The 26052-nt window shown below is 65.8% G+C and carries 26 protein-coding genes; 21 read left to right on the forward strand and 5 right to left on the reverse strand.

Annotation, left to right across the window (positions count from 1 at the left end; all coding sequences use genetic code 11):
• Positions 1-78: 78 nt before the first annotated feature.
• The 3 genes from C5F46_RS01875 to C5F46_RS01885 all read left to right on the forward strand — a co-directional run bounded on the left by C5F46_RS01875 (position 79) and on the right by C5F46_RS01885 (position 3502).
• On the forward strand, positions 79-2232 hold the full coding sequence (locus C5F46_RS01875) for a malate synthase G (protein WP_107323674.1): 2154 nt from the start codon (positions 79-81) through the stop codon (positions 2230-2232).
• A complete protein-coding gene (locus C5F46_RS01880) occupies positions 2229-2654 on the forward strand; it encodes a GlcG/HbpS family heme-binding protein (protein ID WP_107323675.1) in 426 nt (141 codons plus the stop codon). Before C5F46_RS01875 ends, C5F46_RS01880 begins: the two co-directional genes overlap by 4 nt.
• Before the next feature lie 83 nt (positions 2655-2737).
• A complete protein-coding gene (locus C5F46_RS01885; protein WP_107323676.1) occupies positions 2738-3502 on the forward strand; it encodes a gamma-glutamyl-gamma-aminobutyrate hydrolase family protein in 765 nt (254 codons plus the stop codon).
• A 35-nt stretch (positions 3503-3537) separates the two neighbouring features.
• Here C5F46_RS01885 and C5F46_RS16540 read toward each other — a convergent pair whose 3' ends face one another.
• Both C5F46_RS16540 and C5F46_RS01890 read right to left on the reverse strand, forming a co-directional pair.
• On the reverse strand, positions 3538-3714 hold the full coding sequence (locus C5F46_RS16540) for a hypothetical protein (RefSeq protein ID WP_168796766.1): 177 nt from the start codon (positions 3712-3714) through the stop codon (positions 3538-3540).
• Positions 3715-3974: 260 nt separating this feature from the next.
• Positions 3975-4436: an RrF2 family transcriptional regulator gene (locus tag C5F46_RS01890; protein WP_107323677.1), complete on the reverse strand. Its 462-nt coding sequence runs from the start codon at positions 4434-4436 to the stop codon at positions 3975-3977.
• A 149-nt stretch (positions 4437-4585) separates the two neighbouring features.
• Between C5F46_RS01890 and C5F46_RS01895 the strand changes: the two genes are divergently transcribed.
• The 8 genes from C5F46_RS01895 (at position 4586) to der (ending at position 13427) form a co-directional block, all read left to right on the forward strand.
• Positions 4586-5959, forward strand: coding sequence for an NAD(P)/FAD-dependent oxidoreductase (locus tag C5F46_RS01895; RefSeq protein WP_107323678.1), 1374 nt, complete (start codon positions 4586-4588; stop codon positions 5957-5959).
• Between the two features lie 13 nt (positions 5960-5972).
• Entirely contained in the window at positions 5973-6323 is a 351-nt protein-coding gene (locus tag C5F46_RS01900) for a DUF5368 domain-containing protein (protein ID WP_107323679.1), read from the forward strand.
• Positions 6324-6340: 17 nt separating this feature from the next.
• Complete coding sequence (locus C5F46_RS01905; protein WP_107323680.1) at positions 6341-7330, forward strand: SLAC1 anion channel family protein; 990 nt, start codon at positions 6341-6343, stop codon at positions 7328-7330.
• A gap of 59 nt (positions 7331-7389) precedes the next feature.
• Positions 7390-7824, forward strand: a complete 435-nt coding sequence (locus C5F46_RS01910) for a hypothetical protein (RefSeq protein ID WP_107323681.1) — start codon at positions 7390-7392, stop codon at positions 7822-7824.
• Between the two features lie 157 nt (positions 7825-7981).
• Positions 7982-9811 carry an ABCB family ABC transporter ATP-binding protein/permease gene (locus C5F46_RS01915; protein WP_107323682.1) on the forward strand — a complete coding sequence of 610 codons (1830 nt, stop codon included), beginning with the start codon at positions 7982-7984 and terminating at the stop codon, positions 9809-9811.
• A gap of 103 nt (positions 9812-9914) precedes the next feature.
• Complete coding sequence (locus C5F46_RS01920; RefSeq protein ID WP_107323683.1) at positions 9915-10559, forward strand: tetratricopeptide repeat protein; 645 nt, start codon at positions 9915-9917, stop codon at positions 10557-10559.
• Between the two features lie 59 nt (positions 10560-10618).
• On the forward strand, positions 10619-11917 hold the full coding sequence (locus C5F46_RS01925) for an outer membrane protein assembly factor BamB family protein (protein WP_235820055.1): 1299 nt from the start codon (positions 10619-10621) through the stop codon (positions 11915-11917).
• Between the two features lie 49 nt (positions 11918-11966).
• Positions 11967-13427 (forward strand): ribosome biogenesis GTPase Der, encoded by a 1461-nt coding sequence (der, locus tag C5F46_RS01930; RefSeq protein WP_107323684.1) that lies wholly within the window; start codon positions 11967-11969, stop codon positions 13425-13427.
• 7 nt (positions 13428-13434) lie between these two features.
• Here the strand turns inward: der and mnmA are convergent, their stop codons facing one another.
• Positions 13435-14574, reverse strand: a complete 1140-nt coding sequence (gene mnmA, locus C5F46_RS01935) for a tRNA 2-thiouridine(34) synthase MnmA (RefSeq protein ID WP_107323685.1) — start codon at positions 14572-14574, stop codon at positions 13435-13437.
• Positions 14575-14695: 121 nt separating this feature from the next.
• On the opposite strand from mnmA, the gene sciP reads away from it, so the two are divergent.
• From sciP to C5F46_RS17185, 5 genes are all read left to right on the forward strand, one after another.
• Complete coding sequence (sciP, locus tag C5F46_RS01940; protein WP_107323686.1) at positions 14696-14974, forward strand: CtrA inhibitor SciP; 279 nt, start codon at positions 14696-14698, stop codon at positions 14972-14974.
• Positions 14975-15068: 94 nt separating this feature from the next.
• Complete coding sequence (gene ctrA / locus C5F46_RS01945) at positions 15069-15782, forward strand: response regulator transcription factor CtrA (protein WP_107323687.1); 714 nt, start codon at positions 15069-15071, stop codon at positions 15780-15782.
• A gap of 60 nt (positions 15783-15842) precedes the next feature.
• Positions 15843-17963, forward strand: coding sequence for an NAD-dependent DNA ligase LigA (gene ligA, locus C5F46_RS01950; RefSeq protein WP_107323688.1), 2121 nt, complete (start codon positions 15843-15845; stop codon positions 17961-17963).
• Positions 17960-20050, forward strand: coding sequence for an ATP-dependent DNA helicase RecG (gene recG, locus C5F46_RS01955; protein ID WP_107323689.1), 2091 nt, complete (start codon positions 17960-17962; stop codon positions 20048-20050). Before ligA ends, recG begins: the two co-directional genes overlap by 4 nt.
• 100 nt (positions 20051-20150) lie before the next feature.
• On the forward strand, positions 20151-20273 hold the full coding sequence (locus C5F46_RS17185; RefSeq protein ID WP_268935644.1) for a hypothetical protein: 123 nt from the start codon (positions 20151-20153) through the stop codon (positions 20271-20273).
• A 114-nt stretch (positions 20274-20387) separates the two neighbouring features.
• Here the strand turns inward: C5F46_RS17185 and C5F46_RS01960 are convergent, their stop codons facing one another.
• On the reverse strand, positions 20388-20822 hold the full coding sequence (locus C5F46_RS01960; RefSeq protein ID WP_107323690.1) for an iron-sulfur cluster assembly scaffold protein: 435 nt from the start codon (positions 20820-20822) through the stop codon (positions 20388-20390).
• A gap of 63 nt (positions 20823-20885) precedes the next feature.
• Between C5F46_RS01960 and hisI the strand changes: the two genes are divergently transcribed.
• Both hisI and C5F46_RS01970 read left to right on the forward strand, forming a co-directional pair.
• Positions 20886-21245: a phosphoribosyl-AMP cyclohydrolase gene (gene hisI, locus C5F46_RS01965; protein WP_107323691.1), complete on the forward strand. Its 360-nt coding sequence runs from the start codon at positions 20886-20888 to the stop codon at positions 21243-21245.
• A 54-nt stretch (positions 21246-21299) separates the two neighbouring features.
• Positions 21300-22895 (forward strand): peptide chain release factor 3, encoded by a 1596-nt coding sequence (locus C5F46_RS01970; protein ID WP_107323692.1) that lies wholly within the window; start codon positions 21300-21302, stop codon positions 22893-22895.
• A gap of 17 nt (positions 22896-22912) precedes the next feature.
• Here the strand turns inward: C5F46_RS01970 and C5F46_RS01975 are convergent, their stop codons facing one another.
• A complete protein-coding gene (locus C5F46_RS01975) occupies positions 22913-24088 on the reverse strand; it encodes a deoxyguanosinetriphosphate triphosphohydrolase (RefSeq protein WP_107323693.1) in 1176 nt (391 codons plus the stop codon).
• Positions 24089-24159: 71 nt separating this feature from the next.
• Here C5F46_RS01975 and C5F46_RS01980 point away from each other — a divergent pair, with 71 nt between their 5' ends.
• The 3 genes from C5F46_RS01980 to xth are packed head-to-tail and all read left to right on the forward strand — an operon-like array spanning position 24160 to position 26050.
• Positions 24160-24492 (forward strand): HesB/IscA family protein, encoded by a 333-nt coding sequence (locus tag C5F46_RS01980; protein ID WP_107323750.1) that lies wholly within the window; start codon positions 24160-24162, stop codon positions 24490-24492.
• Between the two features lie 53 nt (positions 24493-24545).
• Complete coding sequence (locus tag C5F46_RS01985) at positions 24546-25274, forward strand: hypothetical protein (protein WP_107323694.1); 729 nt, start codon at positions 24546-24548, stop codon at positions 25272-25274.
• Positions 25271-26050, forward strand: coding sequence for an exodeoxyribonuclease III (gene xth, locus C5F46_RS01990; RefSeq protein WP_107323695.1), 780 nt, complete (start codon positions 25271-25273; stop codon positions 26048-26050). Before C5F46_RS01985 ends, xth begins: the two co-directional genes overlap by 4 nt.
• The last annotated feature ends 2 nt before the right edge of the window (positions 26051-26052 follow it).

The raw sequence follows: 26052 nt of genomic DNA on the forward strand, positions 1-26052 counted from the left end.
CCAGTTTCTTGCTGCATCCCGGCAATTGCTTTAAACACGCGGCAAGCCCCGCAGCGGGCAAGTGACAGGGGGGCGCCGATGATAGATCGGGTCGAACGTGAAGGGCTGGCCGTGGATGTGCGGCTGGCGGAGTTCATTGAAACGCAGGCCCTGCCGGGAAGCGGCGTCACGGCTGCGGCGTTCTGGGCGGGGCTGTCGGGGCTGATCCACGGGCTGGGGCCGCGCAACCGTGCGCTGCTGGACCGGCGGGCCGAGATTGCGCGGGCACTGGATGGCTGGCATATCGCGCGGCGGGGGCAGCCGCATGACCCGGCAGCCTATCGCGCCTTTCTGGCCGAGATCGGATACCTCGTTCCCGAAGGCCCCGATTTCACCATTCAAACCGGCCCGACCGACCCCGAGATCGCCACGGTTCCTGGCCCGCAACTGGTGGTGCCGATCCTCAACGCGCGCTATGCGCTGAACGCAGCCAATGCGCGGTGGGGCAGCCTGTATGATGCGCTTTACGGCACCGATGCGCTGGGCGATCTGCCCGGTGGGTCGGGTTATGACCCGGCGCGGGGCGCGCGCGTGGTGGCCTGGGGCCGGGCGTTTCTGGATCAGGCGGCGCCGCTGGCGGTTGGCAGCCATGCCGATGTGGCGGGCTACCGGGTGGAAGACGGGGCGCTGGTGCCCGCCCTTGCCCGGCCCGCACAGTTCGCAGGCTGGCGCGGCGCACCCGAGGCGCCCGAGGCGATCTGCCTGAAAAACAACGGCTTGCATATCGTTCTTGAGATCGACCCCCAGCATCCGATCGGGGCCACCGATCCAGCCCATCTGGCCGATATCCGGCTGGAATCCGCGCTGTCGGCGATCATGGATTGCGAAGACAGCGTGGCGGCGGTGGATGCCGCCGACAAGGTGGCGGTCTATGCCAACTGGCTGGGCCTGATGCGCGGTGATCTGGAGGAAACGGTCACCAAGGGCGGCCGCAGCTTTACCCGCCGGCTGAACGATGACCTGACCTTTACCGCGCCGGATGGGGCGGCGCTGCGGCTGAAAGGGCGCGCGCTGATGTTGGTGCGCAATGTGGGCCATCTGATGACCACACCCGCCGTGCTGGACCGAGAGGGCCGCGAGGCGCCCGAGGGGCTGCTGGATGCGATGGTCACCACGCTGGGCGCGCTGCACGATCTGCGCAAGTCCCGCGGCCCGCGCAATTCTGCAACCGGCTCGGTCTATGTGGTCAAGCCCAAGATGCACGGCCCCGACGAGGTGGCCTTTGCCGATGACATTTTCACGGCCGTCGAGGCCGCACTGGGCCTGCCGCGCTATACGGTCAAGCTGGGCATCATGGACGAGGAACGCCGCACCAGCGCGAACCTCAAGGAATGTATCCGCGCCGCGGCCAACCGCGTGGCCTTTGTCAACACCGGGTTCCTCGATCGCACCGGCGACGAGATCAACGCCTCGATGGAGGCAGGCCCGATGCTGCGCAAGGCCGAGATGCGGGGCCAGCCCTGGCTCTCGGCCTATGAGGATCGCAACGTCGATATCGGGCTGGCCTGCGGGCTGTCGGGGCGGGCGCAGATCGGCAAGGGCATGTGGGCCATGCCCGACCGGATGGCGGCGATGCTGGCCGAAAAGATCGCCCATCCGATGGCCGGGGCCAATTGCGCCTGGGTGCCCAGCCCTACGGCGGCCACCCTGCATGCCACGCATTATCACACGGTGGACGTGTTCGCCCGCCAGCGCGAGATTGCGGCGCAGGGGCGCCCGGCGCGTCTGGATGACCTGCTGACGATTCCGGTTGCCCTTGGGCGCAACTGGTCCGAGGCCGAAGTGACACAAGAGCTGGAAAACAACGCCCAGGGCATTTTGGGCTATGTGGTGCGCTGGGTCGATCAGGGCGTGGGCTGTTCCAAGGTGCCTGACATTCACGACGTGGGCCTGATGGAAGACCGCGCAACTTGCCGGATCTCCTCGCAGGCGCTGGCCAACTGGCTGCATCATGGCGTGGTCAGCGCCGATCAGGTCATGGCGGCGCTGCGCAAGATGGCGGCGGTGGTGGACCGGCAGAACGCGGGCGACCCGGCCTATCGGCCGATGGCGCCGGAGTTTGACGGGTCGGCCTTCCGCGCGGCCTGCGATCTGGTGTTTCATGGCCGCGCCCAGCCTTCGGGCTATACCGAACCCGTGTTGCACGCCCGCCGCGCCGAAGCCAAAAGCAATCAGACAGGAGCGATCGCATGAGCCTGACACTGGACGCCGCCCGCCGCATCCTTGCCGCCACCCGTGCGGAGGGCCGTGCGCAACAGATGAAGCCCCTCTCGGTGGTGGTGCTGGATGCGGGCGGGCATGTGATCGCCTTTGAACGCGAAGACGGTGCCAGTGCGGGCCGGTTCGACATCGCGCGGGCCAAGGCCTATGGCGCGGTGATGCTGGGCATGGGCGGGCGGGCGCAGATGGCGCGGGCCGAGGCGCAAGGCTATTTCATGGCGGCGCTGAACGGGGTGTTTGACGGCAAGGTGCTGCCAGTGCCGGGCGGCGTGCTGGTGCGCGATGCCGTGGGCGCGATCATCGGCGCGGTGGGCGTGACCGGCGACACATCCGACAATGACGCCGCCGCTGCGCTGGCGGGGATTGCTGCGGCAGGTCTGACCGGCGAGGCATAGGCCGCCGGGCAGGGATGCGAACGGCAGGGCTTTCCCTCGGCCGGGCCACGCCCTAGTCTTGGAGTTCAGTTCAAGGAAGGCCCATGCACCCTGCCAGACCCAGACCCGTTATCGGCATCATCGGCAATTCGAACCTGCTGAACGGCGATTATCCCGCCCATACCGGCGGCACGATGAACAGCGCGGCAGTGGCCGAGGTCGCGGGTTGCCTGCCGCTGCTGATCCCGGCCGACCCGCGCTATGTCCGCATCGAGGAGTTGATGGCGGTCTGCGACGGGTTTTTGCTGACCGGCGGGCGCCCCAATGTCCACCCTTCGGAATATGGCGAGGAGGAAACCCCCGCCCATGGCGCCTTTGACCGCAGCCGCGATGCGGTGACGCTGCCGCTGGTGCGGGCCTGCGTGGCGCGGGGGCAGCCGATCTTTGGCATCTGCCGCGGCTTTCAAGAGGTGAACGTGGCGATGGGCGGCACGCTTTACCCCGAAATCCGCGATTTGCCGGGGCGGATGAACCACCGGATGCCGCCCGATGGCAGCCTTGACGAAAAGTTTGCCCTGCGGCATCCGGTGCGGCTGACTGAGGGCGGGCTGTTTCACCACCTGCTGGGCGCCACCGAGGTTCGGGTGAATTCGCTGCACGGCCAGGGCATCAAGACGCCCGGCGCGCGGATCGTGATCGAGGGCTGGGCGCCCGACGGCACGCCCGAGGCGATCCACGTCAAGGATGCGCCGGGCTTCACCGCCTCGGTGCAATGGCACCCGGAATGGCACGCCGATTCGGACCCGGTATCGCGCCCGCTGTTCGAAGCCTTTGGCGCCGCCGCGCGAGCCTTTGCGGCCAGCCGTTAGGCGACCGGCCCGTCAGGCCCCGAGGGTGCCGCGGATCAGATCGCGGCCCAGTCGTTGAAGCGCGGACGTGCGGTTTCGCCCATCTGCGGCTGCCGCTGGGCAGTCTGCGCCGTGCCCTGCTGCGGTTGTGCGGACGGGGCGTCCTGCGTCGTGGTGCTGCCTTGCTGCGGCCATTGCGCGCCGGTTGCGCCCATCTGCGTCGTCGGTTGCATAATCTGTTCCCTTTTGCCTGTCCCGGTTGCCGGGGGCTGCCATAACCTGCCCTGACCCGGTTCTTGGACTTCGCCGAAAAGGCCGCGACATCATGACCGGGTTGACGCAGGTCTAATCCGCCCGTTTCGTCGAATCAAGACGGGGCAAGGCCGACGTTGCGGAGGATTCGGCGGGAAGTCGCCGAGACGTGAACACAGCCTTCCCGCGGGGCGGGGTGTTCTGGCGACACGCGCGAAATTTCGGGGCATTCGAGTGCGAATCAGCCGCAGGCAGGCACCGGGCGGGCATCGCCCAGCTTCAAGATATGATCCAGCGAGATGTTGTTGCGGACCAGATCGGCCAGCGTCACCGAATCAAGCGTGGCATAAAACGCATCCAGCGCCGCGATCAGCGCGCTCCGGAACCGGCAGGCGGCGCGCAACGGGCAGGTGTTGGTCGCCTCATCGAAACATTCGGCAAAGGGAACCCCGGTTTCAAACGCCCGAAGCACCGCGCCGACGCCGATCTGTTCCATCGGGCGGTTCAGCCACAAACCGCCCGCGCGCCCGCGTTGAGTATCGACAAACCCTAGCTGCGCCAAGGTGTTCACCACCTGCGCCAGATGGTTCTCCGAAGCGTTGCAAGCGTCGGCGATCTCGTGCTTGCGCACCACACGGTCTGCATTGACGGCGCAAAACATCAGGGTGCGCATGGCGAGATTTGTGCGGGTGGTCAGTCTCATTCGGGCTGCAATCCTTCGCCGTTTTTGCTAACGTGACTCTGGGTGACATGTTTTACCCGGATTGCATATTAAAAATACATGTTTTTGATCTGTATCAATTGTGCGCAACAGTATACATGCTAATGTTGGAATATGAGAGGGAGAATCATATGACGGAACTGGAGCGTATCGCCGCTTCGCGCCGTGCCTTTTTGGGCATGGCCGGAGGGGCGGCTGCGGCATTGTCACTGACTGCGGGAGCGGCGCGGGCGCAATCCCGGCCGGCGGTCAAGACCAAGGCTCGGATCGTGATCGTAGGCTCGGGTGCTGGCGGCACGGGCATGGTGAACCGGCTTGTGGATCGGCTGGAGGGGGCGGAGATCACCCTCGTCGATGGGCGCAAGCAGCATCTGTACCAGCCCGGTTTCACGCTGATCGCAGCAGGGCTCAAGCCTGCAAGCTATTCGGTTTCGGGCACTGGCGACTGGCTGCCCAGTGGCGCCAAATGGGTGCAGGAGTATGCGGCGGGCATCGACCCGGTGGCGCAGATCGTGACCACGACCGGTGGCACGAAACTGCCCTATGACTATCTGATCGTGGCGACCGGGCTGTCGCTCGACTGGGGCGGGGTCGAGGGGTTCTCGCTTGACATGGTGGGCCGCAACGGGATCGGCGCCGTTTATGCCGGGCCGGATTATGCCGCCGCCACCTGGAAAGAGATGGACGATTTCACCTCGCGGGGCGGGGTGGGGCTGTTCTCGCGCCCGGCGACCGAGATGAAATGCGCGGGCGCACCGCTGAAATACACCTTCATCGTGGACGATTACCTGCGTCGCAAGGGCACGCGCGAGAAATCGCAGGTGATCTATGCTTCGAACAACAAGGCGCTTTTCTCGGTGCCGATCGTCAGCGAAAAGCTGAAGCTGCTGTTCGTCGATCGCGGCGTGGATACGCGTTATGATCATGTTCTGAAGGGCATCGACGCAAGCGCCAAGACCGCCACCTTCAAGGTTGCCGCACAAGAGGTTGCCAACCCCGACGGGTCGAAAACCCAGATCCCCGCGCGCGAGGAAACGATCGCGTTCGATTTCATGAACGTGATCCCGCCGATGAGGGCGCCGCAGGTGGTGCGTGAATCCGGGCTGTCGCACAGCACGAAATGGCTTGATCAGGGCTGGATCGAGGTCGATACCGCGACGCTGCGCCATGTCCGCTATCCCAACATCTTCGGTCTGGGCGACATCAACGGCGTGCCCAAGGGCAAGACGGCGGCCAGCGTGAAGTGGCATATCCCGGTGGTCGAGGATCATCTGGTGGCCGATATTGCGGGCTCGGTCGGCACAGCCACCTTCAACGGTTACACCTCGTGCCCGATGATCACCCGGATCGGCCGGGCGATGCTGGTGGAATTCGACTACAAGGACAACCTTGTGCCCTCGTTCCCCGGCGTGATCGCACCGCTGGAAGAGCTGTGGATTTCCTGGCTGATGAAGGAAGTCGCGCTGAAACCCACCTATAACGCGATGCTGCGCGGCAAGGCCTGAGGGAGGACGGATCATGAAAGAACTGACGCTTGAAACCCTGATCGCGGTGTTCGAGGAAATCTATGGTCGCGGCCTGTTCTGGACGCTGGTCGTGCTGGCGGGGCTGATCACGCTGGGCTTTGCCTATGTGCTGATCCGCGATCACCAGCTTTCGGCGCGGCGCCTTGTCAATGCCGAGATTTTTGCGCCGCTGGGCGCGGTGGGGGCGGTGCTGTTCGTGCTGTGGTTCACCAATTCCAAACTGGGCGATATCGGCGGGCCGATCGACTGGATCATCTTTGCCGGAATTGCCATCGCCGGGGCGGGCGGGTTGACCATCTTCATGTATACCCTCCAATCCATCCTCTGGCCCAAGAAATCCTGATAGACGGAGACTATGGCATGACCGCCACCACCACTGCTGAACAGGCGGCTCCCAGCCGCCTGCAAAATTTTCCGATCACCTTCTTTGCCACCTCGATGGGCTTTGGCGGTCTCACGCTGGCGTTGCGTGCGGCGGCCGAGCCGCTGGGGCTGGGCACGGCGCCATTTCGCGCGGCGTTGGCGGCGACGGTGACGGTGTTCGGGCTGGTGGCGCTGGTCTATGCCGTCAAGGCCGCGCGCTACTGGCGTGCGGTCCATGCCGAGTGGCACCATCCGGTGCGCTTGGCGTTCTTTCCGACCGTTTCGGTGTCGATCCTGCTGATGTCGATCGCCTTTCTGTCGGTGTCGCGGCAGGCGGCCGAACTGTTGTGGCTGTTCGGCACCGGGTTGCAGGGGGTTTTGACGCTGGCGGTCATCACCGGCTGGATCGGCACCCGGTCGTTCATGCATGGCCACCTGAACCCGGCGTGGTTCATTCCGGCGGTGGGCAACGTCATCGTTCCGGTTGCCGGGGCGCAACTGGGCTACAGCGAAACCTCGTGGCTGTTCTTTTCGGCGGGGATCATGTTCTGGGTCATCCTGCTGACGCTGGTGTTCAACCGGTTGGTGTTTCACGATCCGATGCCGGGCCGGTTGCAGCCGACGCTGGTGATCATGATTGCGCCGCCTTCGGTGGCCTTCATCGCCTGGGTGCGGATGCAGGGAGAAACCGCCGGGATCGACGCCTTTGGCCATATCCTGCTGAGCCTTGGCTATGTCTTTGCGGCCCTCGTGCTGGTGCAACTGCCGCGTATCTTGAAACTGCCTTTTGCGATGTCGTTCTGGGCGCTCAGCTTTCCGCTGGCGGCGCTGACTATCGCCAGCTTTGTCTATGCCGAAAAGGCGGCATCGCAGGTTCATATGTGGGTTGGCGCCGGGCTGCTGGCTGCGCTGGCGCTGCTGATTGCGGTGCTGGTGGGGCGCACGGCGGTTGCCATCGCGCGCCACGAAATCTGCCACCCGGAATAAGCCTTCCGGTTCTTCTTTTTGCGGCCAATTCTTCTTTTTGCGACCAACAGGAGTCTACGATGAAAAAGATCCTTGCCGCTGCGGCGATCTCCGCGGCGTCCATTCTGCCCGCTCAGGCCAATGAAACCAAGCAACTGATCACCATCCTGACCGCTCCCGAGCCGCAGACGCAGCTGATGGCCATGGTGCTGACCATGAACGCAGTGGCCGCAGGCGCCAAGGCGCATGTGTTGCTGTGCGGTCCGGCAGCCGATATCGCGCTGAAAGCCGCGCCTGAAGCCGCGACCGCGGGCCAGCCGCCCAAGGGCGCCAGCCCGCAGGGCCTGCTCAAGATGATGATCGCCAAACAAGGGGTAACGGCCGAGGTCTGCGCGATCTACCTGCCGGGCAAGGGGGCCGATGCCTCGGTGCTGATCGAAGGCGTCACGCCCGCAGCACCCGATGCGATGGGCGCGGCCCTGATCGCAGATGACACCACGGTGATGAGCTTCTGATCGGGCTGCCGCAGGCCAACTGCGCCCCGACGACCCAAGGCCCGCGCTCAGCGCGGGCCTTTTTCCTTGTTGACGTGACCAGTTCGGTGCCAGATCGGTCTGGCATCTGCGCTGGGTCGCGGCTAGGTTCCGGTGTTGGACGAAAACGAGGGCGAAGATGCGGCGCACGACCACCACAATTTCGGGCGAAATCACCGGAACCGAACGCAGCCGCGGGCTGCGCACCATTCGCCAGGTGCTGCCGTATCTTTGGCCCGATGATGCGCCTTGGGTCAAACGCAGCGTCGTTCTGGCGATGCTGGCGCTGGTCGCGGCCAAGCTGTTTTCGGTCTCGATCCCGTTCATCTACAAGACCGCGGTCGATGCCCTGGCGGGCGCGGCGCCAGAGCCGGGGGTGCTGCTGGGGCTGGGCGCGGTTGGGCTGACGGTGGCCTATGGCGTGGCGCGGTTGCTGAACGTGGGCTTTGGCGAGTTGCGCGATGCGGTCTTTGTGCGGGTGGGCCAGCGCGCGCTGCGCGCGCTGGCGCTGGAAACCTTTGGCCATATCCACCGCCTGTCGATGCGCTATCACATCACCCGCAAGACCGGCGGGCTGAGCCGGATCATCGAACGCGGGGTGAAGGGCGTCGATTTCCTGCTGCGCTTCATGCTGTTTTCAATCGGCCCGCTGATCCTGGAATTGACGCTGGTGGCGATCCTGTTCGCGGTGTTGTTCAACGTCTGGTACATGGGCGTCGTGGTGGTGACGATCTGGGCCTATGTCACTTTCACCTTCCGCATCACCGAATGGCGGGTGAAAATCCGCCGTGACATGAACCAGCAGGATACCGACGCCAACCAGAAGGCGATCGACAGCTTGCTGAACTATGAAACCGTCAAGTATTTCGGCGCCGAGTCGCGGGAAACCGCGCGCTATGATGTCTCGATGCAGCGCTATGAGCGGCTGGCGGTCAAGACCGGGCAAAGCCTTGCGGTCCTGAACTTCGGGCAGGCGGCGATCATCACCACCGGCCTTGTGATCGTGATGGTGATGGCGGCGCGCGGGGTGCAGGCGGGCACGCTGACGGTGGGCGATTTCGTCATGGTCAACGCCTATATGATGCAGATCACCATGCCGCTGGGCTTTCTGGGCACGGTCTACCGCGAAATCCGGCAGGCGCTGGTGGACATGGGCGAGATGTTCGACCTGTTGCATCAGCCCGCCGAAATCACCGATGCGCCCGGCGCACCTGCGCTGAAGGTGGCGGGGGGCGAGGTGGTGTTTGACCATGTGGCCTTTGGCTATGACCCGAACCGCACGATCCTGTCGGATCTGTCGCTGCGGGTGGCGCCGGGGCAGCGGGTGGCGCTGGTCGGTCCCTCGGGGGCGGGCAAATCCACCATCGGCAAGCTGCTGTTCCGGTTTTATGACGTGACCGGGGGCAGCCTCAGGATCGACGGGCAGGATGTGCGCCAAGTCACCCAGGACAGCCTGCGTGCGGCCATCGGCGTGGTTCCGCAGGATACCGTGCTGTTCAACGACACGATCTATTACAACATCGCCTATGGCCGCGCCGACGCGACCCGCGCCGAGGTCGAGGCGGCGGCCAGGGCTGCGCGCATCCACGACTTTATCGTCAGCCTGCCCGATGGCTATGATACCACCGTGGGCGAGCGTGGGCTGAAACTGTCGGGCGGAGAAAAGCAGCGCGTGGGCATTGCGCGAACACTGTTGAAGAACCCGCCCATCCTGTTGCTGGACGAGGCGACCTCGGCGCTGGACACGCAGACCGAGCGCGACATTCAGGACAGTCTGCGCGCCATGGGGCAGGGCCGCACCGTGATCACCATCGCGCACCGGCTTTCGACCATTTCCGACGCCGATCAGATCGTCGTGCTGGAGGCCGGGCGGATCGTGGAACAGGGCCGGCACGAACAGCTATTGGCGGCGGGCGGGCGCTATGCTGCGATGTGGGCGCGCCAGTCGGCCGAGGAAGAGGCGGCCTGATCCGCCCCGCTGCGGCGCGCGGTGGCTTGGCAATGCCCGGCGCTTGCGTGTAAGACAGGCCCGACACGACTGGCCCGAGCGAACCGAGGGGAAAGACCCGCCCATGAGCGAGACCGACAGCTTCATCGAGGAAGTCACCGAGGAAGTCCGCCGCGACCGCCTGTTCAAGCTGATGCGGCGCTATGGCTGGGTCGGCATCCTTGCGATGCTGGGCATCGTGGGCGGGGCGGCCTACAACGAATGGCAAAAAGCCCGCGCCACCGCCAGTGCGCAAGCGTTTGGTGATGCCGTGATGGCCGCGATGGAGGCCGAAGATCGCCGCGCGGCACTGGCTGCGGTTGCGGGCACGGCGCCGCAAAACGCGCTGCGCCAGTTCCTGCTGGCCGCCGAAGCCGCCGAGGCGGGCGATGCGGCGGGCGCGCGCGACATGCTGGAGGCGCTGGCCGCCGATCCGGCGCTGCCCGAAAGCCTGCGCGCGCTGGCGCGGATCAAGGCCGCGATCCTTGCCGGCCCCGACATGGCGCCTGCCGAACGCGATGCGACGCTGGCTGCCCTTGCCGCGCCCGGTGCGCCGTTCCGGCTGCTGGCGCTGGAACAGCAGGCGCTGGCGCTGTTGGACGCCGGGCGGCGCGACGAGGCGATCGTTCTCAGCCGCCAGATCCTGAACGAGGCTGAATTGACGCCGGGCTTGCGTCGGCGCGCGACAGAGTTGATTGTGACTCTTGGGGGCGACCCGGCAGCGCGCTAGGCGCCGGGGTATCTGAACGATAACAAGGGGGCGGGGCGGTGAAGCTGAGCCAAGGCATCTTGACCTTAAGTGTTGTTGCGGCTCTGGCGGCGTGCGGCGATGACGAGTTGATCCTTCAGGGCGACCGGATCGCGCCGCGTGACGTGCTGGCAGGTGTGGCCGAACCGGCTGAGGTGGCCGCGCCGCAGGCCCGTCCGATCAGCCTGCCGCCCCCCCAGACCAATGCCGACTGGACCCATCGCGGCGGCAGCGCCAGCCATACCATTGCCCATCCCGCACTGGGGGCGGCGACGACGCGGCTGTGGTCGGCCAATGTCGGCAAAGGTTCGGGGCGCAAGCACCGCATCAGTGCCGACCCGGTGCTGGGGGCGGGGCGCATCTATACGCTTGACAGCCGCGCGCAGGTGGCTGCGACCGGGTTGAACGGGGCGGCGCTGTGGTCGGCCGATCTGACCCCCGCGACCGACAAGGCCGATGATGCCTCGGGTGGCGGGCTGTCGTTTGCGGGCGGGCGGGTCTATGTGACCACCGGCTTTGGTGAATTGGTGGCTCTTGATGCCGCGTCGGGCGCGGTGATCTGGCGCCAGGATTTTGCGGTGCCGGTGGGCGGGGCGCCCACGGTGCTGGGCGATACGGTCTATGTGGCGGCGCGCGACGGTTCGGCCTGGGGCATTGCTGCGGCCGATGGCAAGGTGCAATGGACCCTGCCGGGCGTGCCCACGCTGGCGGGCGTAACCGGCGTGTCGGCCCCCGCGGCTGATGATCGGATCGCGGTGTTTCCCTTTGCCTCGGGCGATCTGCTGGCGGTGCAGCGCGCCGATGGCGCCCCGGTCTGGAAGGCGCGGGTGGCTGGCGAACGGATGGGCCGGGCCTATGCCGGTGTGTCGGACCTGACCGGCGATCCTGTGATTTCGGGCGGCGTGGTCTATGCCGGCTCGGCGGCGGGCCGTCTGGTTGCGGTGCGCGCCGACACCGGCGAGCGGCTGTGGGCGGCGACCGAGGGCGCGGCAAGCCCGGTGCAGGTTGCGGGCGGCTCGGTCTTTCTGATTTCCGACGAGGCACGGCTGATGCGGCTTGATGCGGCGACCGGCGCAGAAGTCTGGGCCACCGACATGCCCTATTTCGTCAAGGACAAGATCAAGAAGCAAAAGGCGATTCATGCCAACTACGGCCCGGTTCTGGCGGGGGGGCGGCTGATCGTAGCCTCGTCCGACGGGCTGTTGCGCAGCTTTGACCCGGCTTCGGGCGCGCTGCTGGCGCAGTCCGACATCCCCGGCGGCGCGGCCAGCGCGCCGGTGGTGGCGGGCGGCACGGTTTATGTGCTGGGCCGCAATGGGCAGCTTCACGCTTTCCGTTGACGCCAAAGCCGTGTAGAGCGTCTGCTTCGCACCGCCCAAGGAGGGCAGCATGACCTTTACGCTTGCCATCGTCGGCCGCCCCAATGTGGGCAAATCGACCCTGTTCAACCGCCTTGTGGGCAAACGTCTGGCGCTGGTCGATGATCAGCCAGGCGTCACCCGCGACCTGCGCGAAGGCGCGGCGCGGCTGGGTGATCTGCGCTTTGTGGTGATCGACAGCGCGGGGCTGGAACTGGCCGATGACGACAGTCTTCAGGGCCGGATGCGGCGCCTGACCGAACGCGCGGTGGAAGAGGCCGATATCTGTCTGTTCGTGATCGACGCGCGGCAGGGCGTGACCCCCGCCGACGAAATCTTTGCCGATATCCTGCGTCGCAAGAACGCCCATGTGATCGTGGCCGCCAACAAGGCCGAGGGCAACGCGGGCGAGATCGGCGCGATGGAGGCCTGGAGCCTGGGCCTGGGCGAGCCGCTGCGCATCTCGGCCGAGCATGGCGAGGGGATGGACGACCTTTACCGCGCGCTGGTGCCCCTGGCCGACGAATTCGAGGCCAAGGCCGCGCTGAACGCGCCCGAGGTTGATATCGACGTGGCCGAGGATGAGGATGACGACGCCTACCAGGCCCCCACCAAGGCCAAGCCGCTGCAACTGGCGGTGATCGGGCGGCCCAATGCCGGCAAATCGACGTTGATCAACAAGATCATCGGCGAAGATCGGCTGCTGACCGGGCCAGAGGCCGGGATCACTCGCGACGCGATTTCGGTGCAGACCGAGTTCATGGGCACCCCGATGCGGATTTTCGACACCGCGGGCATGCGCAAGCGCGCCAAGGTGACAGACAAGCTGGAAAAGCTGTCGGTGGCTGACGGGCTTCGCGCAGTGCGCTTTGCCGAGGTGATCGTGGTGCTTCTGGATGTGGAAATCCCGTTCGAGCAGCAGGATCTGCGCATCGCCGATTACGCCGAAACCGAGGGCCGGGCGGTGGTGGTCGCTGCCAACAAATGGGATCTGGAGGCGGACAAGCCGCACAAGCTGAATGAGCTGCGCGAGGCGTTCGAGCGGCTGTTGCCGCAACTGAAAGGCGCGCCGCTGGTGACGGTTTCGGCGAAAACCGGCAAGGGGCTTGACCGGCTGCACGCCGCAATCCTCAAGGCTCATGCGGTCTGGAACCGTCGCGTTCCCACGGCAAGGCTCAACCAGTTCCTGACCGCCATGACCGAGGCGCACCCGCCCCCCGCGCCCGGCGGGCGCCGGATCAAGCTGCGCTACATGACCCAGGTGAAAACCCGTCCGCCGCAGTTTGTGGTGATGGCAACGCATACCGACAAGCTGCCCGACAGCTATCAGCGTTATCTGGTCAACGGGTTGCGCGAAACTTTCGACATGCCGGGCACGCCGATCCGGCTGATCTTCCGCGATCAGGGGTCGAAAAACCCCTACAAGGACAAGAAAAAGTCGATCCCCTCGCGGCTGCGCAAACATGTCGAGGCGAAAGCCCGGAAAGAGTAGGGGCGCCTCAGCGCCCCTTCCAGATCCAGCCGCCGCCCAGAATGCGCGTGCCCCCGGTTTCGTAGAACACGCAGGCCTGACCGGGGCTGACGCCTTCTTCGGGGGTCAGCAGTTCCACCTCGGCCTCGGTCGCGGACAGCGGCCGCAAGATCGCCTCGCGCGGGGGGCGGGTGGAGCGGATGCGCACCGACACATGCCATTCCGGCTGCGTGGTGAAGGGCGTATCGCCCAGCCAGTTGATTTCGCGCACAGGAACGATGCGGGTCGAAAGCGCCTCTTTCGGCCCCACGATCACGCGGCGGTTGTCAGGATCAAGCCGCACCACATACAGCGGATCGCCCAAGCCCCCGATGCCAAGGCCGCGGCGCTGGCCGATCGTGTAATGGATCACGCCGCTATGCTGGCCCAGCACATTGCCCGCCAGATCGACAATCTCGCCGGGGTCCGCCGCGCCGGGGCGCAGTTTTTCGATCACGCTGGCATAGCTGCCGTTTGGCACAAAGCAGATATCCTGGCTGTCGGGCTTGTCGGCCACCGCCAGTCCGTATTTCGCGGCCAGCGCGCGGGTTTCGGCCTTGGACGCCAGATGGCCCAGCGGAAAGCGCAGGAATTCCAGCTGTTCGGGAGTGGTGGAGAACAGGAAATAGCTCTGATCGCGGTTCGCATCGGCCGCGCAGTGCAGTTCTGGCCCCCGCGCGCCGATCTTGCGCTGGATGTAATGGCCGGTGGCCATGCAGTCGGCCTCCAGATCGCGGGCGGTTTCCAGCAGATCCTTGAACTTGACCCGTTCGTTGCAGCGGATGCAGGGCACAGGTGTGGCGCCCGCCAGGTAGGCATCGGCGAATTCTTCGATCACCGCCTCGCGGAAGGTGTTTTCGTAATCCAGCACATAATGCGGGAAACCCATTGCCTCGGCCACGCGGCGGGCATCGTGAATATCCTGCCCCGCGCAGCAGGCGCCCTTTTTGGCCAGTGCCGCGCCATGGTCGTAAAGCTGCAAGGTCACGCCGACCACATCATAGCCCTGTTCCGCCAGCATCGCGGCCACCGCCGAACTGTCCACGCCGCCCGACATGGCGACGACCACGCGCGTGTCGGCGGGGGCCTTGGGCAGGCCCAGCGAGTTGAGGGGAATGTCTTGGGTCATCGGCGCCTCCGGCAGAACCGAAGGAATATAGGAAAATGCGAACTACTCACAAGGGCGGGTTTCACCCCTCCTTAACGCCGAGCAGATCACAGTCGGCGCGGTGAGGATGGAGGGGTGTCCCATGTATCTGAAAAAAGTTGTCGGGCCGCGCGCGATAACCCTGCCTGATGGCACGGTTCTCAGTCGTGCCGACCTGCCGCCGATTGATACACGGCGCTGGGTGGCCAGCCGCAAGGCGGTGCTGGTCAAGGCTGTGCGCCACGGGCTGATTCCCTTGGCCGAGGTGCTGGAACGCTATGGCTTGAGCGAGGAGGAGTTCGCGCTTTGGACCGAAGCGGTCGAAAAACACGGCGAAGTTGCCCTTAAAGTCACTGCGATCCAGAAATACAGACAACTTTAGGTTGTAAAATCCGCGGCGTCGGGCAAACTAACGCATGATTAACCACTCTCTGGCTAGCTGTTGCTGATCGAGGGATTAATGCGGAGAACTCAGGATGCGGATTCTATTGGTTGAAGATGATCCAACCACCTCGCGCAGCATCGAACTGATGCTGACCCACGCCAATCTGAACGTCTATTGCACCGATCTGGGCGAGGAGGGCATCGATCTGGCCAAGCTTTATGACTACGATCTGATCCTGCTGGACCTGAACCTGCCGGACATGAACGGGCATGAGGTCTTGCGCCAGTTGCGTCTGGCGCGGGTGGAAACCCCGATCCTGATTCTGTCGGGCGCCGATGATACCGACAACAAGATCAAGGGATTCGGCTTTGGTGCTGATGATTACATGACCAAGCCCTTCCACCGCGAGGAATTGGTGGCGCGCATCCATGCGATCATCCGCCGGTCCAAGGGCCATGCGCAATCGGTGATCCGCACCGGCAAGATCTCGGTCAATCTGGATGCCAAGACGGTGGAGGCCGAGGGCAAGCCGGTGCATCTGACCGGCAAGGAATACCAGATGCTGGAACTGCTGAGCCTGCGCAAGGGCACGACGCTGACCAAGGAAATGTTCCTCAACCACCTCTATGGCGGCATGGATGAGCCAGAACTGAAGATCATCGACGTTTTCATCTGCAAGCTGCGCAAGAAACTGGCCGAGGTGACGGCGGGCGAAAACTATATCGACACGGTCTGGGGCCGGGGCTATGTGCTGCGCGACCCGGTTCCCAATGTGGCCGAACGCCGGCTGGCCATCGGTGCCTGACCTCTGGACCTGATCTTCCGCGCGCCCTATCACAAGTGGGGCGCGCAGGGGGGATGCGGGATGACAGGGGCCAGCACAACGCCGGTTGCAGAGTTGAACGAGGTTATGGCCGAGGCGGAGATTGCCCGGCTGACAGCGGCGATCGAGGCGGCCAATGTCGCCTATCATACGCACGACGCGCCCGAAATTTCGGACGCGGCCTATGATGCGCTGAAGGCGCGTCTGCTGGCGGTCGAGGCACGCTTTCCGGAACTCGCCCGCCCTGACAGCCCGACGCGCAAGGTGGGGGCGGCACCTGCCGAGGGGTTTGCCAAGGTCGCGCATGACGTGGCAATGCTCAGCCTGGAAAATGCTTTCACGCCCGAAGACATCGCCGACTTCGACGACCGCATCCGCAAATACCTGAACCTTGGGCCGGACCCGATCGGCTACACCGCCGAGCCGAAGATCGACGGGCTGTCGCTGTCGCTGCGCTATGAGGGCGGCGCGCTGGTGCAGGCCGCCACGCGGGGCGATGGTGAGGTGGGGGAAAACGTCACCGAAAACGCCCGCACCATCGCCGACATTCCCCAGCACATCGCCGATGCCCCCGACCTGCTGGAGGTGCGCGGCGAGGTTTACATGAGCGCCGCCGATTTTGCCGCGCTGAACGCCCGCCAGTTTGCGCGCGGCGACAAGAGCTTTGCCAACCCGCGCAACGCCGCTGCCGGATCGCTGCGCCAGCTTGACGCGCGCATCACCGCCGACCGGCCCTTGCGTTTTTTCGCCTATGGCTGGGGCGCGCTGTCGGCACCCTTGGCTGAAACCCAGATGGCGGCCATCGCCCGGTTGACCGCGATGGGGTTTGTCACCAACCCGCTGACGCTGTTGTGCGACGGCCCCGCTGCGCTGCTGGATCATTACCGCATGATCGAGGCGCAGCGCGCCACGCTGGGCTATGACATTGACGGCGTGGTCTACAAGGTCAACGATCTGGCGCTGCAACGTCGGCTTGGGTTCCGGTCCACCACGCCGCGCTGGGCGATTGCGCATAAATTCCCCGCCGAACTGGCCTGGACCCGACTGGACAAGATCGAAATTCAGGTGGGCCGCACCGGCGCGCTGTCGCCTGTGGCGCGGTTGGCGCCGGTCACGGTGGGCGGCGTCGTGGTGTCGAATGCCACGCTGCACAACGAAGATTATATCGCAGGCCGTGACGCGCGCGGCGCTCCCATCCGCGGCGGGCGTGATATCCGCGAAGGCGACTGGGTGCAGGTTTATCGCGCGGGCGACGTGATCCCCAAGATCGCCGATGTGGACCTGTCGCGCCGCCCGGCCAGTGCGCAACCTTATGTTTTCCCGACAAAATGCCCCGAATGCGGATCAGACGCCGTGCGCGAGGAGGGCGACGCGGTGCGCCGCTGCACCGGCGGGCTGATCTGCCCCGCGCAGGCGGTCGAACGGCTGCGCCATTTCGTCAGCCGCGCGGCCTTTGACATCGAGGGGCTGGGGGCAAAGCAGGTCGAAGCCTTTTACAAGGACGGCTGGATCCGTGAACCCGCCGACATCTTCACGCTGGAGGCGCGCTTTGGCGAGGGGCTTCAGCAACTCAAAAACCGCGAGGGCTGGGGCGACAAATCGGCCGCCAACCTGTTCGCTGCCATTGCCGACAAGCGCACGATCCCGCTGGCGCGGCTGATCTTTGCGCTGGGTATCCGCCATGTGGGCGAGGCGGCGGCGGGGCTTCTGGCGCAGCACTATGGCACCTGGGCCGCGTTCGAGGCGGCGATGACCGCCGCGCAGATCGGCGAGGGGTCGGAATGGGCCGATCTGACCGCGATTGACGGGGTGGGGGCGGTGCTGGCGGCCTCGGTCGTCAGGGCCTTTCATCAGGGGGCCGAGCGCGCGCTGATCGACCGGCTGGTGGCGCACCTGACGGTGGAACCGGCTGCGGCGCGGGCGTCCGGCAGCCCCGTCGCGGGGCTGACCATCGTCTTTACCGGCACGCTGGAACGGATGACGCGGGCCGAGGCCAAGGCACGGGCCGAGGCGCTGGGGGCCAAGGTCGCGGGCTCGGTTTCGGCGAAAACCGATATTCTGGTGGCAGGCCCCGGCGCCGGGTCCAAGGCAAAAAAGGCCGCCGATCTGGGCATCCGGGTGATTGACGAAGACGCATGGCTGGCACTGGCAGGCGGCGCATGACCGGGCGCCCGCCGATCCTGTTTCCGCTGTTTGCGGGGCTGGAAACCCTGCCCGGCATCGGTGAAAAGACCGCGCAGGCCTTTGCCCAGCAGGGCATCGCGCGGCCGCGCGACATGGCCTTTACGCTGCCCTATGCCGGGGTGGACCGGCGGCTGCGCCACTCGATCCGCGAGGTGGTGGCGCCTGCCACGGTGACGGTCGAGGTGCTGGTGGGCGCCCATATCCCGGCGCGCCGCAAAGGTGGCCCCGCGCGGGTGATGGTGCAGGATGCTGCGACCGAGTTGCAACTGGTGTTCTTTCACGCTCGCCCCGAGGCGCTGGCCAAGCAATTGCCCACCGGGCAGCGGCGGGTGGTGTCGGGCAAGCTGGAAATCTTTGACGGTATCGCCCAGATCGTCCACCCCGATCACATCCTGCGCCCTGAAGAGGCGGCCAGCTTGCCCGCCTTCGAGCCGGTCTACCCCGCCGGGGCCGGGCTGACGCAGCGGCTGATCGCGCGCGCGGTCGAAGGCACGCTGGCCCGTGCCCCCGATCTGGGCGAATGGATCGACCCGGCGCTGAAGGCGCGCGAGGGCTGGCCCGACTGGCGCGCCGCGCTGGAGGCCGCGCACCGGCCCGGCGGCATGGCCGATCTGGCGCCTATCGCGCCTGCGCGGGCGCGGCTGGCCTATGACGAATTTTTTGCCCATCAACTGACGTTGGCGCTGGCCCGCGCGACGCTGCGGCGAGGCAAGGGGCGCGCCTCGTGCGGGACGGGTGAACTGGTGGGCCGGGTGCTGGCGGCGCTGCCCTATGCGCCCACCGGCGCGCAGGCCCGCGCGATGGCCGAAATCGCTGCTGACATGGCCGCCGAGACCCGGATGAACCGGCTGTTGCAGGGCGATGTGGGCGCGGGCAAGACGCTGGTGGCGCTGGCCGCGCTGCTGACTGCGGTCGAGGCGGGCGGGCAGGGGGCGATGATGGCCCCGACCGAGATCCTCGCGCGTCAGCATTTCGACAACCTCGCCCCGCTGGCCGCCGCGGCCGGTGTCCGGCTGGAGATTTTGACCGGGCGCGACAAGGGGGCCGAGCGGGCGGCGAAACTGGCCGATCTGGCGGCGGGCCGGATCGCCGTTCTGGTGGGAACCCATGCGCTGTTTCAGAAAGAGGTGGATTTTGCCGATCTGCGTCTTGTCGTGGTCGATGAACAACACCGCTTTGGCGTGGCGCAGCGGATGGAACTGGCCGCCAAAGGCGCGGCCCCCGACGTTCTGGTGATGACCGCCACGCCGATTCCGCGCTCGCTGGCGTTGGCGCAGCATGGCGACATGGATGTGAGCGTGCTGGATGAAAAGCCGCCGGGGCGCAAGCCGGTGGCCACTGCGCTGGTGTCGCTGACGCGGCTGCCCGAGGTGGTGGCGCATCTGGCCCGCGCTGTGGCTGACGGGCGGCAGGCCTATTGGGTCTGCCCGCTGGTCGAGGAAAGCGAGCTGGTGGACCTGACCGCCGCCGAAGACCGCTTTGCCGCGCTGCGCGCCACCCTGGGCGAGGGGGTGGTGGGGCTGGTGCATGGCCGCATGACCGGGGCGGAAAAAGACGCGGCCATGGCCGATTTCATCGCGGGTCGCAGCCGCGTTCTGGTGGCGACGACGGTAATCGAGGTGGGGGTGAACGTGCCCAATGCCACGATCATGGTGATCGAACGGGCCGAAACCTTCGGTCTTGCGCAACTGCACCAGTTGCGCGGCCGCGTCGGGCGCGGGGCCGCGCAATCGACCTGCCTGATGCTGTATCAGGCGCCGCTGGGCGACACCGGCGAGCGGCGGCTGAAGATCTTGCGCGACACCGAAGATGGCTTTCGCATCGCCGAGGAAGACCTGGCGATGCGCGGGGCGGGCGATGTGATCGGCACCGCGCAATCGGGGCTGCCGCGGTTTCGAATCGGTGATCTGGAACATCAGGCGGGGCTGATGGCGGTGGCGCAGACCGATGCGCGCAAGCTGCTGGCGGATGACCCCGCGCTGCAAGGCCCGCGCGGGCAGGCGGCGCGGGTGCTGTTGTGGCTGATGGAGCAGGACCGGGCGATCCGGCTGATTTCGGTCGGTTGACCTGCGCGTTAACTTTTTCGCGGATGTTCCTAAAAAGTTCTTTACGCAGCAGGCGAGATATGAGAACAAAGCAGCAACAGATTAACGCAGGAGGTTCCCGATGGCACAGGATCTGAAACTTGCTCTGGCCCGCAGCTCGGCCACTTTGGTGCAGGATGCTCTGGGGGCGGCGTCGTTGATGGTGATGCTGATCGTGGGCCTGCACCTGCCCAACCTTTTTTGAGACCTGCCTCGCGCTGATGCCGGGGTCATGCCCCATCGCCTGAGCCTGTTCACCCCGAGCGGGCCGCATAGCGCAGACTGCCGCCGCCATCGCCCGATGCGCGGCGGCTTTTTTTTAGTCGCCGATCTGGTCGAAGGCGGCGCAGGTGGCGCGCAGCGCCAGCAGGATCGAGGCGTGGCGGTTGGGCACGTCACAGGCCGCGCGCAGCACCTCGAACCCCTCGAACGGGGCATCGGGCACCGGCCCGCCACTCAGCATCGCCGCCAGTTGATCGCGTGCGCGCGCCACTTCGGCCCGGCTGCGGCCGATCACCACCCCGCCCAGCAGCGCCGCCGAAGCCTGCCCCAGCGCGCAGGCGCGCACATCCTGCGCGAATTCCACGATTCGGCCCTCGGCCAGCGTCAGATCGACGGCGACGGTCGATCCGCACAGCGGCGCGCGCGCCATGGCGCTGGCCTGCGGCGCCGCCAGATGCCCGGCCAGCGGAATATCGGCGGCCAGCGCCAGAATGCGGCGGGAATACAGCTTGATCAGATCGGTTTCGCTCATGGCTTTCCCCTGCGGCCCGTGCAGGGTATGTAGCTTGGCAACCCCTGCCAGAAAAGGTGGCCCATGACCTTTGATCCGCACAGCCTGCGCTATGATGCCAACGGCCTGATCCCTGTCATCGCGCAGGACCACGCCACCGGCGAGGTGCTGATGATGGCCTGGATGAATGCCGAAGCCGTGGCCCGCACGCTGGAAACGCGGCGCGTCACCTACTGGTCGCGCTCGCGCGCGGCGTTCTGGGTGAAAGGCGAAACCTCGGGCCATGTGCAGCAGCTGATCGAGTTGCGGGTGGATTGCGACCGCGACTGCCTGCTGGTGCTGATCGAACAGACCGGCCCCGCCTGCCACACCAACCGCCGGTCGTGTTTCTACACCGCGATCCGCGCGGGCGCCGAGGTGGAGATCATGGCGCCGATGGCGTGATCCGCGCGGCATTGGCCGATTGCGCCGCGCCGCGCCAGCGGATAAAGCCGGGCCATGCAGAACCGTCCCGCCCTCCCGCCCGAAATCGCCCGTCGCCGCACCTTTGCGATCATCTCGCACCCGGATGCGGGCAAGACCACGCTGACCGAAAAGTTCCTGCTGTTCGGCGGCGCGATCCAGATGGCCGGGCAGGTCCGCGCCAAGGGCGAGGCGCGGCGCACCCGGTCTGACTTCATGAAGCTGGAACAGGACCGCGGCATTTCGGTTTCGGCCTCGGCGATGTCGTTCGACTTCCGCCACTACCGCTTCAATCTGGTCGATACGCCCGGTCACAGCGACTTTTCCGAAGACACCTATCGCACGCTGACGGCGGTGGATGCCGCGATCATGGTGATCGACGGCGCCAAGGGGGTGGAAAGCCAGACCCGCAAGCTGTTCGAGGTTTGCCGGTTGCGTGATCTGCCGATCCTGACCTTCTGCAACAAGATGGACCGCGAAAGCCGCGACACCTTTGAGATCATCGACGAGATTCAGGAAAACCTAGCCATCGACGTGGCCCCGGCAAGCTGGCCCATTGGCATGGGGCGTGACTTTCTGGGCTGCTACGACATCCTGCACGACCGGTTGGAGTTGATGGACCGCGCCGACCGCAACCGGGTGGCGGAATCGATCAAGATCGACGGGCTGGATGACCCGAAACTGGCCGAGCATGTGCCGGCGGATCAGTTGAAGAAGCTACGAGAAGAGATTGAAATGGCGCGCGAACTTTTGCCCGCCTTCGATCGGCAGAGTTTCCTTGAAGGGCATATGACGCCGATCTGGTTTGGCTCGGCGATCAATTCGTTTGGCGTCAAGGAACTGATGGATGGCATCGGCGAATACGGCCCCGAACCGCAGCCCCAGCGCGCCGCCGAACGCCAGATCGCGCCCGAGGAAACAACCGTCACCGGCTTCGTGTTCAAGGTGCAGGCCAACATGGACCCCAAGCACCGCGACCGGGTGGCCTTTGTCCGCCTTGCGTCGGGGCATTTCGAGCGCGGCATGAAGCTGACCCATGTGCGCACCAAAAAGCCCATGGCGGTCAGCAACCCTGTGCTGTTTCTGGCCGCCGACCGCGAACTGGCCGAAGAGGCTTGGGCGGGCGATATCATCGGCATCCCGAACCACGGGCAATTGCGCATTGGCGACGCGTTGACCGAGGGCGAAGCCCTGCGCTTCACCGGCATCCCCAGCTTTGCGCCGGAACTGCTGAACACGGTGCGCGCGCTCGACCCGATGAAGGCCAAGCATCTGGACAAGGCGCTGATGCAATTCGCCGAAGAGGGCGCGGCCAAGGTGTTCAAGCCGATGATCGGTTCGGGCTTTATCGTGGGTGTGGTGGGGGCGCTGCAATTCGACGTGCTGGCCAGCCGGATCGAGATTGAATACGGCCTGCCGGTGCGGTTCGAATCCTCGCAATTCACCTCGGCCCGTTGGGTGACGGGGCCGAAGGCCGAGGTCGAGCGGTTCGTGAACATCAACAAGGGCCACATCTCGACCGACCACGACGGAGACGTGGTCTATCTGACGCGCCTGCAATGGGACATCGACCGGATCGCGCGCGATTTCCCCGAGCTGACGCTGTCGGCGACGAAGGAAATGATGGTGTAGGGACCAAGCGCGCGCCCCTACACGCACAACCGGGTGTATTCCTGAATCGCAAAGCGGTCGGTCATCCCCGCCACATAATCCAGCACCACGCGGGCCAGTTCTGTTCGGTCGCGGGCCTGTGCCACATCGGCCTGCCAGTCGTCCGGCAACAGTTCGGGCCGGTCCAGAAACAGCGGGAACAGCGCGTTCACCATGCCGGTTACGCGCTGCCGTTCGGCCACGACCGAGGGCGCGCGATACATGCGGGTGAACAAGAACCCCTTGATCGCCTTGAGGTTCTGATACAGCGGTTTCGAGAACCGGATGATCGGCCCTTCCATCTGGCGGATATCGTCCACGGATCGGGGGTGCAGCGCGGCCAGCCGGTTTTGCGCCACCGCGATCACATCCTCGACCATCACGCCGAATACCCGCCGCAGCGCTTCGTGCCGACGGCGCATCGGATCGAGGCCGGGGTGCAGGCGGTCCACCTCGGCAAAGCAGGGGCCGATGGTGGGCAGCTCCATCAGGTCGGCCTCGGTGAACAGGCCGGCGCGCAGGCCGTCGTGCAGGTCGTGGTGGTTGTAGGCCACATCATCGGCGACGGCGGCCACCTGCGCCTCGGCGCTGGCGTTGGTGGTCAGTTCCAGATCCCATTGCGCGTCAAACTCGGCCAGCGCATAGGGCAGGCTGGCGCGGTCGGGCACGGTATGCGACCCGGCGCCCGGCCCGATCACCGGGCCGTTGTGCTTGGCGATGCCTTCCAGCGTCTCCCAGGTCAGGTTCAGCCCGTCAAAACCCGCGTAATGCCGCTCCAGGCGGGTGACGATGCGGATCGCCTGCGCGTTGTGGTCGAACCCGCCATAGGGCTGCATCAGCAACGCCAGCGCATCCTCGCCGGTATGGCCAAAGGGCGGGTGGCCCAGATCATGCGCCAGCGCCACCGCTTCGGCCAGATCGGTGTTCAGCCCCAAGGCGCCGGCAATGGTGCGCGCCACCTGCGCCACCTCGATCGTGTGCGTCAGACGGGTGCGGTAATAATCGCCCTCGTGTTCGACAAAGACCTGCGTCTTGTGCTTCAGTCGCCGGAAGGCACTGGAATGGATGATCCGGTCCCGGTCGCGCTGAAACGGCGAGCGGAAGGTGGACATGCTTTCCGGGTAAAGCCGTCCGCGGCTGCGGTCGGGCAGGCAGGCATAGGGGTGCAGTGTCATGGCCCTGTTCTTGTTGCCGCGTTTGCGTCATCCTATATCGCAGATGCCGCATGAAACCAGAGGGGCTGTTCATGGACCTGTCGCTTCCGCCCAAAGTCACCCCTCGCGCCTTCGCGCGTCTGGCAGAGATCAACGCCACAGCAGACGCACCGCGCGCGCTGCGCGTGGCTGTCGAAGGTGGCGGCTGTTCGGGGTTTCAATACGATATCCGGCTTGACGACCCCGCGCCCGAGGATCTGGTGCTGGAGGGCGGGGGCCAGAGGGTGCTGGTCGATCCGGTGTCGCTGCCGTTTCTGGCGGGCGCTACAATCGACTTTTCCGAAGAACTGATCGGCGCGCGGTTCGTGATCGACAACCCCAATGCCACATCAAGCTGCGGTTGCGGCACCTCGTTTTCGATCTGACCCTTGCCGCGGCGCGGCGCGGCCCCAGTTTCAGGGAAAACGAGGGCTGAGGCATGACCAATGTTCTGATTCTGGGGTCTGGCCCCTCTGTTATCGCCTGCCGCGACTGGCCGCGCGCGCCCTTTGACCGGATCGTGGCGATCAACAACGCCTGGGCCGTGCGCCCCGATTGGGACGATCTGGTGGTGCCGTGGGATTTTCCGCCCGAAAACCTGCCCGCCGCACCCACAGGCCGGATCGTGGCCGAGGGTGATTTTGTGCCCGCGCAAAATGCCTTTGGCGGGTTTGTCTATGCGGGCGCGACAATGGCCTTTACCGCAGCCTATTGGGCGCTGAGCGAATACAGGCCCCGTTGCCTCGCCTTTTTCGGTTGTGACATGCATTACCCTGCCGCGGGGGCCACGCATTTCTACGGCCGGGGCACGCCTGACCCGCTGCGCCCCGATATCACGCTGCAATCGTTGGAGGCAAAGTCGGCCCGCCTGCGCATTCTGGCGGCGCGGCAGGGCTGCGCGGTGGTCAATCTGTCAACCGGCCCCAGTCGGCTGAACCTGCCGCGTGCCTCGGCTCGCGCGCTGCCCCCGGCACCTGCCGCCCATGATGCGCCACTTGCCGACCGGGCGCTGCGGCGCGAGGCAGAACTGGGCTATCTTGTGCCCTCGGGCCGCTACTGGGAACAGATCGCGCGCTTCGCGCCGGCCGAACTTGCCGCGCTCGATGCGCTCTGGCTTGCGGCCGGGGCGCTTGCTATGGCTGAGGCGCAAGCCGGAGGACCGCCATGAAGATTGCCACCTTCAACATCAACGGCATCAAGGCCCGCATCGAGGCGCTGCCCGTCTGGCTGGCCGAGGCGCGGCCCGATGTGGCGTTGTTGCAGGAAATCAAATCGGTGGACGAGGCCTTCCCGCGCGAGATTTTCGAAGACATGGGCTTTGCCGTCGAAACCCATGGCCAAAAGGGCTTCAACGGCGTGGCGATCCTGTCGCGGCTGCCGCTTGAGGATGTCAGCCGCGGCCTGCCGGGCGATGCGACCGACGAACAGGCGCGCTGGATCGAGGCCACCGTTCTGGGTCGCAGGGCGGTGCGCGTGGCGGGGCTGTATCTGCCCAACGGCAACCCCGCGCCGGGGCCGAAATTCGACTATAAACTGGCCTGGATGGCGCGGATGCGCGCCCGCGCCGCCGACCTGCTGGCCGCCGAACTGCCGCTGGTTCTGGCGGGCGATTACAATATCATCCCGCAACCCGAAGACGCCGCGCGCCCCGATGCCTGGGTGGGTGATGCGCTGTTCCTCCCCGAAAGCCGCGCCGCCTTTCGCCGGATCATGAATCTGGGCTTTACCGATGCGATCCGCGCCCGTCACCCCGAGCCGGGGCTTTACAGCTTTTGGGATTATCAGGCCGGCGCATGGGATCGCAACAACGGCATCCGCATCGACCATCTGCTGCTGTCGCCGCAGGCCGCCGACCTTCTGGCCGATTGCGGCATCGACCAGGATGTGCGCGGCCGTGATAAACCCTCGGACCATGTGCCGGTCTGGGTGGAACTTGACGCCTGAAG

This window comes from Phaeovulum veldkampii DSM 11550, assembly GCF_003034995.1.
Lineage (GTDB): Bacteria > Pseudomonadota > Alphaproteobacteria > Rhodobacterales > Rhodobacteraceae > Phaeovulum > Phaeovulum veldkampii.